Annotated in this window: 15 protein-coding genes, 1 tRNA gene and 1 pseudogene; 2 read left to right on the plus strand and 15 right to left on the minus strand. The window is 40.1% G+C overall.

The features are described 5' to 3' along the window. Nucleotides 1-76: 76 nt before the first annotated feature. From NFR51_RS05520 to NFR51_RS05530, 3 genes are read right to left on the minus strand one after another with little or no spacing between them, the layout of a single operon-like run. Complete coding sequence (locus NFR51_RS05520; RefSeq protein WP_251712748.1) at nucleotides 77-658, minus strand: YpmS family protein; 582 nt, start codon at nucleotides 656-658, stop codon at nucleotides 77-79. Continuing rightward, nucleotides 648-1472, minus strand: a complete 825-nt coding sequence (locus NFR51_RS05525) for an SGNH/GDSL hydrolase family protein (protein WP_251712749.1) — start codon at nucleotides 1470-1472, stop codon at nucleotides 648-650. Before NFR51_RS05525 ends, NFR51_RS05520 begins: the two co-directional genes overlap by 11 nt. Further along, a complete protein-coding gene (locus NFR51_RS05530) occupies nucleotides 1465-2301 on the minus strand; it encodes a DegV family protein (RefSeq protein ID WP_251712750.1) in 837 nt (278 codons plus the stop codon). Before NFR51_RS05530 ends, NFR51_RS05525 begins: the two co-directional genes overlap by 8 nt. A 166-nt stretch (nucleotides 2302-2467) precedes the next feature. Here NFR51_RS05530 and trhA point away from each other — a divergent pair, with 166 nt between their 5' ends. Beyond that, nucleotides 2468-3118, plus strand: a complete 651-nt coding sequence (gene trhA / locus NFR51_RS05535; protein ID WP_251422600.1) for a PAQR family membrane homeostasis protein TrhA — start codon at nucleotides 2468-2470, stop codon at nucleotides 3116-3118. Nucleotides 3119-3190: 72 nt separating this feature from the next. Here the strand turns inward: trhA and NFR51_RS05540 are convergent, their stop codons facing one another. Next, entirely contained in the window at nucleotides 3191-6307 is a 3117-nt protein-coding gene (locus NFR51_RS05540; protein WP_251712751.1) for a DNA polymerase III subunit alpha, read from the minus strand. 107 nt (nucleotides 6308-6414) lie between these two features. Between NFR51_RS05540 and NFR51_RS05545 the strand changes: the two genes are divergently transcribed. Further along, nucleotides 6415-6591 (plus strand): DUF2929 family protein, encoded by a 177-nt coding sequence (locus tag NFR51_RS05545; RefSeq protein ID WP_202230164.1) that lies wholly within the window; start codon nucleotides 6415-6417, stop codon nucleotides 6589-6591. Between the two features lie 35 nt (nucleotides 6592-6626). Here NFR51_RS05545 and NFR51_RS05550 read toward each other — a convergent pair whose 3' ends face one another. The 11 genes and pseudogenes from NFR51_RS05550 to NFR51_RS05600 all read right to left on the minus strand — a co-directional run. Next, nucleotides 6627-7244: a sugar O-acetyltransferase gene (locus NFR51_RS05550; RefSeq protein WP_251712752.1), complete on the minus strand. Its 618-nt coding sequence runs from the start codon at nucleotides 7242-7244 to the stop codon at nucleotides 6627-6629. 101 nt (nucleotides 7245-7345) lie between these two features. Continuing rightward, nucleotides 7346-8950 (minus strand): CTP synthase, encoded by a 1605-nt coding sequence (pyrG, locus tag NFR51_RS05555; RefSeq protein WP_251712753.1) that lies wholly within the window; start codon nucleotides 8948-8950, stop codon nucleotides 7346-7348. A gap of 467 nt (nucleotides 8951-9417) precedes the next feature. Next, a complete protein-coding gene (locus NFR51_RS05560; RefSeq protein WP_251712754.1) occupies nucleotides 9418-9960 on the minus strand; it encodes a TIGR01440 family protein in 543 nt (180 codons plus the stop codon). Beyond that, nucleotides 9941-10423: an ECF transporter S component gene (locus NFR51_RS05565; protein ID WP_251712755.1), complete on the minus strand. Its 483-nt coding sequence runs from the start codon at nucleotides 10421-10423 to the stop codon at nucleotides 9941-9943. The genes NFR51_RS05560 and NFR51_RS05565 overlap by 20 nt, the downstream gene beginning before the upstream one ends. Beyond that, nucleotides 10420-11253, minus strand: coding sequence for a pyridoxamine kinase (locus NFR51_RS05570; protein ID WP_251712756.1), 834 nt, complete (start codon nucleotides 11251-11253; stop codon nucleotides 10420-10422). The genes NFR51_RS05565 and NFR51_RS05570 overlap by 4 nt, the downstream gene beginning before the upstream one ends. Further along, entirely contained in the window at nucleotides 11246-11992 is a 747-nt protein-coding gene (gene truA, locus NFR51_RS05575) for a tRNA pseudouridine(38-40) synthase TruA (RefSeq protein ID WP_251712757.1), read from the minus strand. The genes NFR51_RS05570 and truA overlap by 8 nt, the downstream gene beginning before the upstream one ends. A gap of 557 nt (nucleotides 11993-12549) precedes the next feature. After that, nucleotides 12550-12623 (minus strand) — tRNA-Arg (locus tag NFR51_RS05580). A gap of 63 nt (nucleotides 12624-12686) precedes the next feature. Next, nucleotides 12687-14066: an LCP family protein gene (locus NFR51_RS05585; protein ID WP_251712758.1), complete on the minus strand. Its 1380-nt coding sequence runs from the start codon at nucleotides 14064-14066 to the stop codon at nucleotides 12687-12689. Between the two features lie 228 nt (nucleotides 14067-14294). Next, on the minus strand, nucleotides 14295-14813 hold the full coding sequence (locus NFR51_RS05590) for a GNAT family N-acetyltransferase (RefSeq protein ID WP_251712759.1): 519 nt from the start codon (nucleotides 14811-14813) through the stop codon (nucleotides 14295-14297). Continuing rightward, nucleotides 14810-15265, minus strand: coding sequence for a tRNA (adenosine(37)-N6)-threonylcarbamoyltransferase complex ATPase subunit type 1 TsaE (tsaE, locus tag NFR51_RS05595; RefSeq protein WP_251712760.1), 456 nt, complete (start codon nucleotides 15263-15265; stop codon nucleotides 14810-14812). Before tsaE ends, NFR51_RS05590 begins: the two co-directional genes overlap by 4 nt. A gap of 251 nt (nucleotides 15266-15516) precedes the next feature. Further along, nucleotides 15517-16094, minus strand: a pseudogene (locus tag NFR51_RS05600) (hypothetical protein); the annotation flags it as partial.

Raw genomic sequence — 16094 nt, forward strand, 5'->3', positions numbered from 1 at the left:
AGGCACTTTTCATTTTATCAAATGTTGTGGACCTTTGCAAGCCTAAACAGCGTTTTTCTGCGGTTTTTAAGTGATTTTAAGATTTAATCATCAAATTAAAAACGAAATTTCCACTAACTAAATCCAGCTGATCCGCCTTTAAATACAGGTTATCTGCTAAGGCAAGTCGTGGCAAATGAACCACAACTTGATCCTTTGCTGGCAAGACCTCAACGAAGTTCGGAAGCTTGATGCTTGACTTCACATAACTCAGTATGGCACTTGTTGGAAGGTCAAGCGTACCTGCGGACACACTTGTTACCTGAAGGGCAATTGAACCGTCATTTAAAGCTAGGGGTTCAAAGTATATGTAAAGCGGAATTTTTTGACCGAAAAGTTGATAAGAAGCTTCTAGAACAGCCTGATTAGACAGGTAAAACTTATAACTCATCTCTGGTGTTTGAAAATCCTGAAGATAGGTGTTAATCAACTGATTCAACTGATCCCTATTTGTACTTACTTTTCCCACTTCTGTCGCATCAGAGACTGTAGGGACATTTGTTAAGCTTGCTTGATCTCTTACATTAAATATTCGACTGGCAACAAAAGCCACGCTTCCTAAATTTATAGCAAGTAAGGCAAGAAAAAGCCATTTCCAAATTGTTTTTTTATTTTTCATTGATCACCTGATATTCTTTAAACACTGCATTAGCCATGATTTGGTAGCCTGTATTATTAGGGTGGAAACTGTCTGCCGCATAGAGTAAATCATTTGTTTGACTCTTGCTTTCAGAAATTCCTGACTCTCCATCAATTCCCTTATAAAGCAAGTCATTGATAGCCACAAAGCTGGCATTGTTTTCCTCTCTCACGAGTGTTTCTGTGGCAGAGTTCCAGTTATTAATGATATTTTGCAAAGTTGTGATATTAGGAAAATTTAGATAAAAAGGATTATAGATACCCAGCACATAGACATGCGCCTTAGGATTAATCTGACGGATATTCTCAAAAATCTTTTTTAACTGTTTTTGATAATCCTTCGCGGGCTGCTCAAAGTCTTTTTCTCCCAACTTTGACAGGTTAGAAACATTATCACGAATCACCTTCATGACATCATTGCCGCCAACAGTAAGCGTGATAAAATCCGCATGTTTTATAGCTTTTTGGATGTCATCGCTCTGCATTTTATTATAAATCTGAGTACTTGTATCTCCTGCGTGTCCAAAATTTTGCGATGTCACTTTGACACCATATTGATTTTCTATCTCTTTCGCTAAAAGAGGAACAAAGCCTCCTTGACCGGTCGCATCTCCAACACCTTCTGTTAACGAGTCGCCCAGCGCAACGTAATTTATCGTTTTATCTTGTTTTTGTGCTTGATTTTTTAAACGATTTCCAGCTGGTGCAATCATCATCGAGAGTACGAAAAATACAAGTAAACTTGCTAACAAGAAGCCAGCAAGTTCAAGAAGAATTTTCAGTTTCTTACTCATAATCAATCATAACAGCCCAAGCACCAGGTCCTGTATGTGTTGCAATCGTAGAGTTTGTATCCAAAATAGAGATTGGTTTTTCGACAAATTTTTGTAGCGCTTCCTTGGATTTAAGTGAAAAATCAAGTGCTTCTACATGTGAGATACCAATTTCACGAATTTTTCGTCCAGATGATGCTACATGTTCTACTGTTTCATCCAACCATTTTGTGAAAGTTTTATTTCCACGCCCACGCATCATCACACCTAGTTCACGGTCCTTAAGTTCCATAACAATCCGGACGTGCAAAAGACTTCCGACAATACCTTTTGTACGGCTAACACGACCACCTTTTACCAAATTTTCCAATGTTGAGATACCGATGAAAAGTTCTGTATTTTCGCGAACATGGTTGATGCTCTGCAGGATTTCTTCTTTGCTCAAGCCCTCTTTGGCTAAGCGCGCAGCTTCTATAACTTGAAACTTTAAGCCTTGGTCCGTAAAATCACTGTCTAAAACGGTAACATTACGTCCAGAAAGCATTGCACCTTGACGCGCTGCTTGCACAGTTCCGCTCAGACTCTCGGTAATGTGGATGGAAATAATCTCATCCTCTGTACTTGCAAGCTTTTCATATGTTTCTGCAAAGACACCAACAGGTGGTTGACTTGTTTTAGGTAAAGCTTTTGAACCTTTCATTTTTTCCACGAAAGCGTTCAATGATAAATCTGAATCAAGGTAGGTTGTTCCCTCGATGGTTACAGACAGCGGAACCACAGTAATGTCATATTTTTCTACTAATTCTGGTTCAACAGTTATTGATGAATCTGTCACAATTTTAATTGCCATATTTTCTCCAAATCAAAATAAAAAGACTTCGATTTCTTTTCTAAACAATCTATGTTAAGATATATTAATATTATATCAAATGAACTCCATTTTCGCTAATGCTCTTATTTAAATTTGAAAATTTTTTGATTTCAGAAAGAAAAATCTCATAGAAAGAAGGATATCAATGGAAAAGCAAGCTTCTCGTGCTTATCAAATTGTTAATGAAGTCTTTAATGCTGTCACACATGGGATAGGAACTGGCCTTGCGATTGCTGGACTCGTTTTGCTTATACTTAAAGGCGTTTCCAATAATTCCCCTCTGCAGATTGTCGCCTTTTCAATCTATGGTGCTTCGCTTGTTCTGCTTTTTCTGTTTTCGACACTGGCACACAGCCTGCACTTTACACGTGCTCAAAAAGTCTTTCAAGTTTTTGATCATAGTGGAATCTTCCTGCTTATTGCAGGAACTTATACTCCTTACTGTCTCATCACACTTGGAAACTGGATGGGCTGGAGCATGCTTGCTCTTGTGTGGATATGTGCTATTTCAGGAATCGTTATAACAGCCATCTATTTGCCACGGTGGAACACGGTACCCAGAGGTTCGACAATTCTCTACATCGTTATGGGTTGGATCATTCTTTTTGCCATCTATCCCTTGTGGCAACTGCTGCCTGCTTATGGCTTCTGGTTCTTGGTAGGGGGCGGCATCATTTATTCTGTCGGTGCTATTATCTATCGCTACAAATTTCCCTTTGCGCACGTCATTTGGCATCTTTTTGTTTTAGGGGCAGCTCTATTAATGTGGTTTTCTATTTATGGCTATGTGGGTTAGTGTGAAGTTTCCCCCTCACTCGAAAATACCAATAAGTCTTTAACTACAATAACCGCAGAGCATTAAAAAACGCTATTTATAAACAGCGTTTAAGACATAAGCTTCCAATTTCTTCAAAAGTAACTCGCTTTCTTCCACATAGACTTGTGTCTGTGTGGTTTTTTTAGTGTCTGCAAAATGTAAAATGACTTGTATTGCTCCCGGAAAATCTCGCAATATCCGAGAGACATTTTTATTGTGGCGTGTATCGGCAAGATTTAGCCAAAGTTTGCGTTGAGTATCTTCGACTTCTGTAATCCTGTCTGCGATCATTTGCAAGTTTTCATTTCTTTCGGTAATTTTTCCAGAAATCAGATAGAATTTTCCTTTTTCCAAATCAGCCATGTAGCGGCGATAATTTTCCGGAAAAAACGTAATATCAAAGTTTTCTTTGCTGTCTGTTCCTGCCAAGAAAGCCATCGTTTCACCATTTTTTGTCCGATGTGTTCGAATAGAAAGCAGCTCCACTAAAATAACCGCTCTTTTATTCTTCTGCAAATCTTGGATATAAGTAAAATGTCCCTTCAGTTTGAGCGCCAGTGTTTGCAATGGATGTGGCGTAATGCCAACACCCATGAAGTGTTTTTCAAACTCATACTTCTCTGACTGCAAGTAATCCTCAGCCTCTTGATAAGAAAATTTCAAGGCGGAGTCCCCAAAGAGATCCAACTGTATATTTTGAGTGTAGTCAATCAAAGCAGGCAAATTTTTCGCCAATTTTCCTCTGTTTTTTTCTTGATCATCAAATGCCCCAATCTGAATCAAGGGCAAAAGATATTCTTGCTTCTGGAAGTTCTGCGGTAATTTTTTCACCAACTCTGACAAGTCGGCAAAAGGCCTATTTTCAACTATCCAAAAAGCCATGTCTCTAGGAACAGTTCTAACATTTGCCAAACCGAGAGCAATTTTTTTGTTTTCCACACGATCATGATAAGGCATCCGATTAATCACAGGACGTTCCATTTGAAAGGCATTGTCCAGAGCATCTTGAATCATCGTTTCTCTTTTACGGTCGCGCAGTTGAACTTCGTAAAATTCATCTGGATAATTCGTCTTAAAATAGGCAATCTGAAAAGCCAGAGCAGCATAAGCATAAGCGTGTGAGCGATTAAACCCATAGTTTGCAAAACGTTCAATCAAACGGTATATCTCTGAGGCTTTTTCTTCTGTATGACCCATTTTTAAACTGCCAGCCAAAAACTCTGCTTGCAGTTCTTCAAATTCCTTACCTTTTTTCTTTGAAATAGCGCGACGTAACACATCCGCTTTTCCTAAAGAAAAACCTGCAAAACGCTGGGCTACCTGCATTATCTGTTCTTGATAAATCATAATCCCATAGGTCGGCGCTAAAATATCAGTTAACGTATCGTCAATGACTTCTATTTCTTCCTGCCCATGTCGCCGCGCCACAAATTCAGGGATAAACTGAGACGGACCAGGACGAAAGATTGAAGTTGCATCTACAATATCCTCAAATTTAGTCGGAGCAAGATTTCGGAGAAAGCGTCTCATTTGAGGGTTTTCAAACTGGAAGATTCCTAGCGTATTGCCTGCACGAAAAAGTGCCAGAGTTTTTTCATCCTCTAGATTAATCTTCAAGGGATCAATACTAATATTTTTCCGTTTTTCCACAAGCTCACTCAAACGCTCAACGATGGTAAGGTTACGTAAACCCAAGAAATCTATTTTTAGAAGACCAATCTCCTCTATATCGGGAGCTTCATATTGTGTCAAAGCAAGATCATCCGAGGGCTTTAAGGGAACATAGTTGACAAGAGATTCTTGACTGAGCACCACACCAGAAGCATGTGTTGATGTCTGGCGGGGCAAACCTTCAATGCGGCAAGCTACCTCATAAACTCTTTGCAGCCTACCGTCTCGTAAGATTTCGGATTTTAGCTTAGGGTTTTCTTCATATTCGTCACGAAGAGACCCAAATCGGTTGACAAGCATGCGTGTCAAGTTAGACAACTCTGCCTCGTTCATGCCAAATGCTTTTCCTACATCACGTAGAGCTTGGCGCTTCCCTAAGGTAGAGAAAGTCACAATCTGCGCAACATGATCACTACCATAACGGCGTTTCATATAGGCCAAAAGATCCGAGCGCTTTGTATCAGGCATGTCGATGTCAATATCGGGCATGGCAACACGCTCTGGATTTAAAAAGCGTTCAAAGAAAAGATTGTTAGCTACAGGGTCAACATGTGTAATGCCTAAGGTATATGCAACAAGGGAACCTGCAGCTGAACCTCTGCCCATTCCGCAATAGATATTGTTCTCACTCGCATAGCGAAGTAAATCTGCAACAATGAGGAAATAGTCGTCAAACCCCATTTGATGGATAACTGAAAGCTCATGATTTAAGCGTTCACGATAAACTTTACCCTCCGGTAAGTTCGCTTCTGCTGTTTCGCGAAGAAGCTCTGCCGCATTTCGTGTCCTGTCAAATTGAGGCAACTCTAATTTTTCACTAAAATCATAAGAAATATCTTGAACCAGATGCTCAAGATTTGCCAAAGCTTGTGGGTTATTTTGTCTATAGAAATTTTCGTAAAATTCTGGTCTTTGCAAAAGTTGGTCGTTTGATAAGGTCAAACTCTGGTCATAGGGCCTAAGATCACGAATCGCATGCAGAACTTCTAAGCTCTCATTATCTGACAAAGTAAGATAACGCACCGGCTGAAAAGGCAAGGCAGGAAGCTTAAACGACATTTCCCCTGTCGTATGAGTAGAAATTCCAACATATATTTCTGCTTGAATCTGAGACCAGACCGATAGATTAGCATAAGATTCTGGAACAACTAAAGCCACATTGTTTAATAGACCTTCAATATCTGAAAAGCGGCGTCGCCCATAGTTATGACTCGAAGAAATTTTTAGAAGATTTTTATAGCCTTCCGTATTTTTAGCGATAAAACGAACTGAAACGGGTAAGTTTTCCAACTCAAAAACCAGCTCTATTCCTATGATAGGCTGTAAGTTTCTTTTTTGCGCCTCTATCGCAAAGCGATAGGCTCCATGAAGGTTTCCCACATCACAGATGCCCAGTTGCTTGTAGCCCTGTTTTTCTGCTATCCGTAGATAGTCTTGGACTCGGACAACACTATCGAGAAAACTATATTCTGTTTTGGTATTGAGTTGTGCGAACATATGGCCCCTTTCTGTTTATTTTTTACACTATTTTTCGTATTATCCTTGAATTTTAGTTCTAATAGTATTATACTTTATTTTGAAGAAAAATCGAAAGAAGAATTATTATGAAAGTACTTGTAACTCTTTTCTGGTCAGCTGTTATTGGCGAAGTTGTAGGTTACATTATAACTGCACTTGCTGGGGTACCTGACGAACCGTTGAGCACTTTGATTGTTTCACTGGTATTCGGGCTTTTCGTTTTACTTATTAGTGAAGTCGGAGTGGTTCAGCCAAAGAAATAAACTCTCTTAAATGACAGACATAAAAAAAGCAGCTTTTAGTCTGCTTTTTTGGTTGCATGATAATCGCTTTCCTGCTTTTCCCAGTAATGTTTATCTTCCTCGCTAATTTCTCTCAAAACACGGGCAGGATTTCCCACTGCAATAACATGTGCGGGCAAGTCTTTGGTTACTACCGCTCCTGCTCCAACAATCGTTCCCTCACCAATAGTAACACCAGGATTCACGATGACACCTGCACCGAGCCATACACGATTGCCAATAGTGATTGGCTTTGCGTATTCAAGCCCCCGAGCACGGACATCTGCATCAATAGGATGCAGCGGTGTAATCAAGCTCACGCGAGGGCCAAACATCACATCGTCTCCAATAGTGATTGGCGCAACATCTAAGAAGATACAATCAACATTGGCATAGAAGTTTTCACCAATATGCGTGTTAAAACCATAATCGACTTGAAGCGGTGGATTCACATAAATAGATTCCCCTGTGCTCCCAAACAGTTGTTTTTCTAAAGCAATAATTTTGTCCTGATCCATTAGGCTGGTTTGATTTATCTTTTGTACAAGAGCTCTTGATGCTTGTGGATTATACTCTTTTTCAATCTTAGACGCACTGTAAAGTTGTCCTGAAATCATACGTTGATATTCTGACACGGTTTCCCCCTCCCTCAATATTGAAACCAGTATACCAAATTATGATAAGAAACAATATTAAAAACTATGCACAATAAAATCCCCAGCTAGGGATTTTATTTTTACATGTTTTCCACGGCAGCTTTAACAAAGGCTTGATAAAGCTCTTCCGGGCGGTTTGGACGTGATTGTAATTCTGGGTGATATTGACAAGCAACGAAAAATTTCTTGTCTGTCAACTCAACGATTTCAACCAGACGGTTGTCTGGGGAAACACCAGAGAATGTGAAGCCTGCAGCTTCAAATTGTTCGCGATATTTATTGTTAAATTCATAGCGGTGACGGTGACGACGTTGTACAACATCAACATCGTTATAAGCCGCACGTGCTTTAGTATTTGCTTTAAGTTTTGAGGGGTAAAGACCCAAACGTAAAGTTCCGCCCATGTCTTCAACATCAACTTGGTCACGCATGATATCGATAATTGGATATGGTGTTTCTGGGTTTAATTCGTAAGAATGTGCCCCTTCCATGCCTAAAACATTACGTGCAAACTCTACACAAGTCATTTGCATACCAAGACAGATACCTAACATTGGCACATCGTTTTCACGGGCATAACGGATAGCCGAAATTTTACCTTCTGAACCACGTTCACCAAATCCACCAGGAACGATAATACCATGTGCGTCTTTCAAACGTGCAGCAGCATTGCTGTCGTCCAAGTCATTGGCATTTACCCAATCTAACTCAATATCGCTGTCTGCTGGATAGCCAGCATGTTTCAAGGCTTCTGTCACAGAGATATAGGCATCTGGCAACTCTACATATTTACCAACCAAAGCAATTTTGACTTTTTTCTTAAGGTTCATCACATGGTCAACCATCGCTGCCCATTCTGTCATATCAGCTGCAGGTGCATCAAGTTTCAGATGATCACAAACGATTTGATCCATGTTTTGCTCTTGCAAGTTTAATGGAATTTGGTAGAGATGTTCCACATCAAGAGACTGGATAACTGCTTCAGGATCAACATCACAATACATGGCTACTTTATCGCGCATTTCACGTGTGATTGGGACTTCTGTACGAAGCACCAACATATTGGCTTGGATACCATACTCACGCAAGGTTTTTGTCGCATTTTGCGCAATTTTGGTTTTCAACTCACCCGCTGCACGCAAGTGAAGGATAGGCACAGTGTGAATATACATCACATTATCTGAACCGACTTCTGCTTTCATTTGACGTAGGGCTTCAATGAATGGCAGGGATTCCATGTCACCTACTGTTCCACCAACCTCAGTAATGATAACATCCGCATCAGTCATTGTTGCCGCACGCTTAATTTTTTCTTTTAGTGTATCTGTAACGTGAGGTACCATTTGAACTGTGGCTCCAAGGTACTCTCCTTTACGCTCTTTACGTAAAATTTCAGAGTAAACTTTACCTGAAGTTACATTTGAGTATTTATTAAGATTGATGTCAATAAAGCGCTCATAGTGTCCAAGGTCAAGGTCTGTTTCAGCGCCATCGTCTGTAACAAAAACCTCACCGTGTTGATAAGGGCTCATTGTCCCTGGGTCAATATTAAGGTATGGGTCAAATTTTTGTACAGTTACTTTAAGGCCTCGGTTTTTGAGCAAACGTCCCAAAGACGCTGCAACAATACCCTTACCCATTGATGATGTACCACCACCTGTGACGAAAATATACTTAGTTGCCAATGTGAAATCTCCTCTGTTTTCTATATTAAGCCTGGGGAAATGTGACAGAAAAATAATTATTTTTATTTTTCCTAACGAGGCGCTTAGGCAAAGCTCCGTAAAGCTTGCCGTCGAACATTTAGTGGTTTTAGCCACAAATGTGAGTCACGAAATAAAAAAATAAGCTCCCTTTTGTAAGGGAGCTTCTGACTTTACCGCAAAAAGCGGTGCCCGAACATTATTTTATCTGATTTTCGTTTTTTTGTCAAGGTCTTAGATTTTGAGTAGGGATCAAAAAAGAGGATAGAAACATCTCTCCTCCTTTTAGAAATTAGTGAATATCAGTAGGACTCGTGAGCAACTGGTTTCTCTCTGAGGTCATCTACTACGACTTTATTTGTCATCTGCACCTCCCTCTTTATTGTTAAGCTCATTTTCTCACACTTTGTTCTTATTACCAACTGATATGCAAATACAAACATTTTACTTTACTGGTAACTTGCACGTTCCCCACCGATAAGCTTAGGACGTGATTTAAGAGCTGTGACATGTGCGCCGCCAAGTTCTTTTAAGACAGGTCGCACAGGGATTTGGACATGCTTCACATGCATGCCAATAGATGTGTCACCAATATCAAGGCCAGCATATGCCGTGAGATGTTCCACTTCGACAGGTGCTTTAAAAAGCTTATAGGCCGCCACTTGCCCGCTTCCTCCAGCATGGAGCTGTGGCACAACAGAAACAATTTCCAAGTCTTTTTTGTCCGCCAATTCTTGCTCCACAAGTAAAGCACGATTAAGATGTTCACACGCCTGCACAGCTAAATAGATACCACGTGCATTGAGCGCTTCATAAATCGTTCCAACAATTACTTCGCCAATCTCTGCTGATGAATTCTTGCCAATCACACCGCCATTGACTTCGGAACTAGATAGACCCAATACAAAAATCTGTCCAGCTTTTATCCCTGTCTTTTCAATAACATCTTCAATAATAATTTTTGTTTCTTCTTTAATTTGTTTTAAGTCCATGAAGCGCACCTGATTTCTTAAGAATTTCTGTAAGGAGCAAAGCAACGACAAAACCAACACTGGTTTGCACGGCATTGATTGCCATGTCTGGTAATGCCACGGCTAAGCTTCCAACAATAAACATATCTGCTACAAAATAACCGCCGACCATCACCACAGTAGCCAACACGTAATTAAGCGCCTTGCTTTTCGTTACTCCCCCCAAATAACCTTGTAGCCCATGAATGACCAAGGTGAAAAACATATAAGCAGTGTATCCTGCAATAAAGTCATTGAGAAAACCTGCCAGCGCGCCGACGATTAGACCTTCGCGTTTTCCAAGAAGCATCGCTGTCGTGAAAATACCCGCATCAAGCAGCGTGAAATAACCACCAGGAATAGGGATTTTGGTGAAATAGCCCAAGACAAACGTCAATGCGGCCAACAAAGCCAACAGGGTTAATTTTTTAGTTGAGTCCTTCATTGTTCCTGCTTCCTTTTGCTTTTCAATGTTTGTTCAAACTCTACACCATAGCGCTTGTCGGCAGACTTTGGCGTATTTTTTATCGATTTAACTACAAAGTCAACAGCTTCTCGTGTTGCAGCTGTTAAGGTTTTGCCATTTGTCAACTCTGCAGATAAAACAGAGCCAAAAATGTCGCCTGTGCCATGATAAGCGCCCGGTAATTTTTCTGCCAAAACATAGTCAATCTGTCCAGTGCTTCTTGCTGAGGCAGCACCAATGTATTTTTCATCAAGCATGACACCTGTCAAAACAACATTTTTTGCACCACGTACTTGTAATTTTTCAATGAGCGTTTGGATAAATTCTTCTGTTTGCACGCCTTCTTGATAAGGGGTTCCTGTGAGGAGGCAGGCTTCTGTGATATTTGGCAAAAGAACATCCGCATAAGGCAAGAGTTCGCCCATTTTCTCTACAAAATGCATGTCAAACACACTATAAAGTTCCCCGTGATCTGCCATGACAGGATCGATTATAGTAAGATTATCCGCCTCTTTATATATATCAATCAACTCTTTGAGTACATCAATTTGTTCAGCAGAGGCCATAAAACCACTGTAAATCCCATCCATATGGAGATTTAGTTCTTGCCAAGCTTTGATAATGTTGCGCATTTCATCTGTCAAATCAAGATAAGTAAAGTTCGTAAAGCCTCCCGTGTGTGTTGACAAAAGAGCAGTTGGTAAAAGCCGGCATTCAATACCGTAAGCGCTAATAATGGGGAGCGCCACTGTTAATGAACAGCGCCCTACGCAAGAAATGTCATGTACAGCAACAACGTTTTTAGTCAAGATAGATTACCTCCTTGAGATAGAGCCCTTCTGGGGCTGCAGTCGGACCTGCTAGGTCACGATTTTTACTTTCTAAAATTTTTTTTATCTGTGAGACAGGCATCCGCCCATTGCCTATTTTGATAACCGTTCCCATCATATTACGGACCTGCTTATAAAGAAAACCGTTACCACGAAAAATAAATTTGTAATTTTCTTGGTCAAGTTTCACGAGCTCAGCCTGAGTAATCGTTCGCACCTTGTCTTCAACTGTAGCACCAGCTGCTGTAAAACCTGTAAAATCATGTGTTCCTACCAAATCAGCTAGAGCTTGGCGCATCAAAGCTTCATCAAGTTTATAGCGAAAATGTGCACGATAAAGACGGTAAAAGGGACTACGAACTTTACTGTTTTCCAGAAAATACTCATAAATCTTTTCATGCTTGTTAAAGCGAACATGAAAGTCCTCTTCAACTTGTATGACGTCATGAAAGGCAATATCCGATGGAGTTTGCGTATCCAAAGCAAAACGTAAACGTTCCTCATCACGCTGCCCATGTAAATCAAAATGAATCCTTTGACCATGCGCATGGACACCTGAATCTGTTCGACCTGAAGCTTGCAATATTACCGGATGATGAGAATTTAATTTTGTAAGAACTTTTTCAATCTCTTCTTGCACTGTTCGTTGATTGTCTTGCGTTTGAAAGCCTGCAAAATTTGTGCCATCATAAGCAATCGTTGCCATATATCTAGTCATGCTTATATTATAGCAAAATCAAGGATATATTTGTCCAAGCCAATCTAAAATTCGCATTCATTTCTATTCTTTTCCCCCCTCCAAAACTTCCTTCTCCCTCTTTACACCGTATAATAATTGAAACAGAAACTGTTTAACAAAAGGTCTATAAAAGAGTCAAAAATGCCCATATCGTTCTTTATATCAGAAAGCTAAAAGACGGTAAACTTGTCTGGAGAATAAAACTCCCAAAAATGAAAAAAGTCCTTGACCAAGTGGACAAGAATACTGTGATTAATACCTTTGTTTTTGCATTTTGACAAAAAACCGTTTCTTTCTCTCTCCGTTCCAAGCACTCCATTTTAAAAGCAATGTTGCTGGTACTTAGTGCGTCTGCCTAAGCCAACAGCCCTAGGTTCATTTCCCTTTTATTCCTCATATTAATCGGAAAAATAATTCACTTCCTATACCCCTCTATACTGAATATTTAAAATAGGTTTGACACAAAATTTGGCACAAAACATAAAAAGAACACCAAAAAAAGCCCCGCCACAAAGGCGGAGCGAAGTTTGGCATCATGATCCGAGGGGGATTCGAACCCTCGACCGTTCGCTTAGAAGGCGAATGCTCTATCCAGCTGAGCTATCGGACCAAAGTAAACAAGTAGAATTTTTCACTACCTGTCTAGTCTATCATATTTTTCTAATTGAAGCAATTATTGACCCGCATAAGGATCAGCATAGGTTGTTGTGTCGTCAGCCACTGCTCCTCCGGCTCCTGGAACGGTGGTTCCCTCTCCATAATAACCTGTTCCATCATTCGCTGCACCACTGTAGGGAGCTGCGCTAGGGGAACTCGATTGGTCTGCGCTACTTTTTGTTTCATCAGAAGAGGCTGGCTTATCACTTGTTGCAGCACTGCCATCTGTTGACACATAAGTGGTTGAATTGCTGCTGTCCAGTTTTACAAACGATCCGTCTACATCAATACCATAAACTGTTGATTTTCCATTTTCTGTTACTGTTGCAGAAGGCATAAAATATGAACTTGGTACATTTCCAGTCAAAGTCTCATAAGTAATCAAGTTGTCGCTTAAACGGTTTCCAATTTCTTTTTGTAAAGAAGAACGGAGAGCATTTTGAACAGCAAGTGCTGTATTATTAGGCAAAAGCTGGTAAGAACCACCATCCGCTGGATTTGTATAACCAATGGCTTGATACTGAATCGAAACAACTTTATTAAAGCAATCTTTGTAGCCCAATAAAGATGTCAAAGTAGAGCTATTGATTGGAATATTTGTCTTGATATCCTTACTAATGTCATCTAAGAATTTTTGGTACTGTGTAATGTTATTCAGCGCCAACAATTTTTTCATGACAGCAGAAATAACTTCTCGCTGATGGGCGGCACGTCCATAATCGCCATTAGGTAAATGATGGCGGTCACGTGCATAAACAAGTGCCTGTCTTCCATCAATATGCTGTTTCCCCGGAGGAACTTGCTCTGTATATTCTGGTTCAGTATCAGAGATATAGAGCGTTTGCCCTGTTGTATTGTCAATATCAATACCTCCAACATCATTCACCAAGTTGACAAGCCCGTCAAAGTTAATCATCAAGAAGTTATCAACAGGGATTCCCGCTTGATCACCAATGGTTTTCAAAGCATACTCAACGCCTTTTTCCAGACCTCCAGCATTATATCCCATTGGATAGGCGGCATTCACTTTTTGTGTTGAAACAGCGCTTCCTTTGTCATCCAGAATGTTAGACATGATGTCTCGTTCAATAGATACCATTGTCGTTGTATTCGTTTTTGGATTAAGCGTCATGACAATCTGGGAATCAGAGTTACCATCCCAACTGGTTGATCCTCCACGACCAGCTCCGCCTGTATCAACACCCATAAGTAAAATAGTTAAAGGCTCTGTAGCTTTGATAATATTTTCTGCATCTGCGTTACCTGCTTCAGCATAAGTCTTTGAGAAGGCTTTTGTTGTGCTATTTAAGACTGTCGATACATAGACAGTAGCTGCTCCTGCCGTTAAGGCGATGATTCCTGTAATCATCAACAGCGATTTTTTCCAAAGTTTCATAGTAAGATTATATCAAATTTTTACGAATAAACAACAAGAGATGCAAAAAGGTTCATGACAAATGCACAAAAAAAGGCGTGAAAACAACAAAGGCCTCAGTCCTACTTCTTCCCAAAATTAGTAAAAAAACTCGCTAAAACACTGTTAAAATATAAAAATTCCAGCAAGACTACGTGTGTCCCTTATCTTGCCAAAATGCGCTGAATAGATTCTTGTTTTCTGCAAAAATCACTGGAAAAACTTCACCATAGCGAAGACATCTATCAAATTCCCATGCTCATCACGTGCACCGTATTTTTGAATAGCCTCTATCGTAAAACCAAATTTTTCATATAAATGGATAGCTGCTTTATTTCGTTTTTGAACTGTAAGCTCTAAACGCTTTAATACCCCTGTTTCCTCTATCCATTCGAGAGCATCTTCAAAAAGAAATGTACCAATGCCATAGCCTTGAAACTTTGAGGCAACCGCAACAAAAATCTCTCCAATGTGACGGACACGATAATGAAAATCAGCAGTAATATGCAAAACTCCCGCAATTTCTTCTCCTAAAAAGGCAAGGAAATAAGCATTGTTATCCTTCTGTAAAATTTGTTCCAAATATTCTTCCATCTGAGGCTCGGTCATCAATATCCCTGCTTCATCCAAGGTCAAAAAATGACTTTCCTTGCCGACCTGATCAAGAAAAGCAATCAATTTTGAGCTGTCTTCCTTCCTTGCCTCACGAATAAGTAACTCTGTACTCATAACTGTCCTAAAAGCTCTTCGTAGCGCTGCCCATGGGGGATAAGTTCTAACTCACGTAACGCATCTGTAGCAAAGCCATCTACATATTTGTCCAGCCTCACTTCCAAATAATGGTCTGGCAAGTCTGAACCCAGAAGTTCCCCCCACTCAATAACTGAGACACCATCACCAAAAAGGTAGTCATCCAAATCAAAGCTATCGGGATCATCACCTGCACGATAAACATCCATATGATACAGAGGAAGTTTCCCTTCCTCATATTCACGTACAATGGTGTAAGTTGGACTTTTAATCATCTGATGAATGCCCAAACCTAGCGCCAAACCTTTTACAAAGGTTGTCTTTCCCGCACCAAGTTCACCTGTCAGCACAAGGACATCCTGTGCTCGAAAGAAGCTACCCAAATGCTCGGCAAAGGCTAGCATCTCCTCTTCATTTACTTTTAATTTCATAGTTTCATTATAACATAGTTATGCCCCCAAAGATAACCCATGCCAAGCTGTTAGGATTCTGCTCAAATAACCCTCAAAAGCAGTTTTTACCAAACTGAGGCAACAACTGCTTTTATTGATTGTCTATCAAGTTTTTTAATAGGATTTGAAATAATCCTGCGCTGCTAGAAGGAATAATCCTCCATTTGTAAAATGCCCTATTTCATAAAGAGAGACAGAACTTTCCTCTGTGTCTCGTGAACAAACTTTACCTATGAAGATTTCAGTTCTTGCGCCAGTTCCTGATCTCGAGCGACTATCTCCGAGATTTTGCCCTTAATCTCACGCTCAAGACTTTTGAATTTTTGACTCATTTGCTGCACTTGACTGATTTTATGTTGGTAGATTTGTGTGGGAAAGTCGACAATATTCTCATGAGCGAAACCTACCTCTTCAAGAGCTTCATACACTTCCCATTTATCCAACTGATTGCCTATACTCATAGCTTCAGATAGTGTTTCTTGCCAGTGTTCCTCTGCTTGTTTGATCCCTTCTTGATAAAGTTTCAGAAGGTCCATCATAGAGACATCAAAATCAATACTGGCTATAGACACAATGGAGAGAGCTTGGGCAGAGTCTAGATATATTTTTTCATTCGAAGATAGACCTGAACCACTGGCCACAAACTTTTTTCTCAATTGCTCTAAAGTTCTAAGCTGGTTACTCATCTGATATTCAATGTAACCTTGTTTTAGTTTGCGAAATTGTTCCAGAGATTCTTTAGTAACCTTCAATTCGCCTTTAGTAAAGCGATAGCCGCCCACATATGTTGAGCCATTATATCTACCTC

Source organism: Lactococcus ileimucosae (assembly GCF_943193185.1).
Taxonomy (GTDB): domain Bacteria; phylum Bacillota; class Bacilli; order Lactobacillales; family Streptococcaceae; genus Lactococcus; species Lactococcus ileimucosae.

What these genes read in the sequence shown, in the direction of transcription:
- NFR51_RS05585 (WP_251712758.1), bottom strand. Translation starts at nt 14,066, where the DNA reads ATGAAACTTTGGAAAAAATCGCTGTTGATGATTACAGGAATCATCGCC.
- tsaE (WP_251712760.1), bottom strand. Translation starts at nt 15,265, where the DNA reads ATGAAATTAAAAGTAAATGAAGAGGAGATGCTAGCCTTTGCCGAGCAT.
- NFR51_RS05590 (WP_251712759.1), bottom strand. Translation starts at nt 14,813, where the DNA reads ATGAGTACAGAGTTACTTATTCGTGAGGCAAGGAAGGAAGACAGCTCA.
- truA (WP_251712757.1), bottom strand. Translation starts at nt 11,992, where the DNA reads ATGACTAGATATATGGCAACGATTGCTTATGATGGCACAAATTTTGCA.
- NFR51_RS05530 (WP_251712750.1), bottom strand. Translation starts at nt 2,301, where the DNA reads ATGGCAATTAAAATTGTGACAGATTCATCAATAACTGTTGAACCAGAA.
- NFR51_RS05540 (WP_251712751.1), bottom strand. Translation starts at nt 6,307, where the DNA reads ATGTTCGCACAACTCAATACCAAAACAGAATATAGTTTTCTCGATAGT.
- NFR51_RS05565 (WP_251712755.1), bottom strand. Translation starts at nt 10,423, where the DNA reads ATGAAGGACTCAACTAAAAAATTAACCCTGTTGGCTTTGTTGGCCGCA.
- NFR51_RS05520 (WP_251712748.1), bottom strand. Translation starts at nt 658, where the DNA reads ATGAAAAATAAAAAAACAATTTGGAAATGGCTTTTTCTTGCCTTACTT.
- NFR51_RS05525 (WP_251712749.1), bottom strand. Translation starts at nt 1,472, where the DNA reads ATGAGTAAGAAACTGAAAATTCTTCTTGAACTTGCTGGCTTCTTGTTA.
- trhA (WP_251422600.1), top strand. Translation starts at nt 2,468, where the DNA reads ATGGAAAAGCAAGCTTCTCGTGCTTATCAAATTGTTAATGAAGTCTTT.
- NFR51_RS05560 (WP_251712754.1), bottom strand. Translation starts at nt 9,960, where the DNA reads ATGGACTTAAAACAAATTAAAGAAGAAACAAAAATTATTATTGAAGAT.
- NFR51_RS05545 (WP_202230164.1), top strand. Translation starts at nt 6,415, where the DNA reads ATGAAAGTACTTGTAACTCTTTTCTGGTCAGCTGTTATTGGCGAAGTT.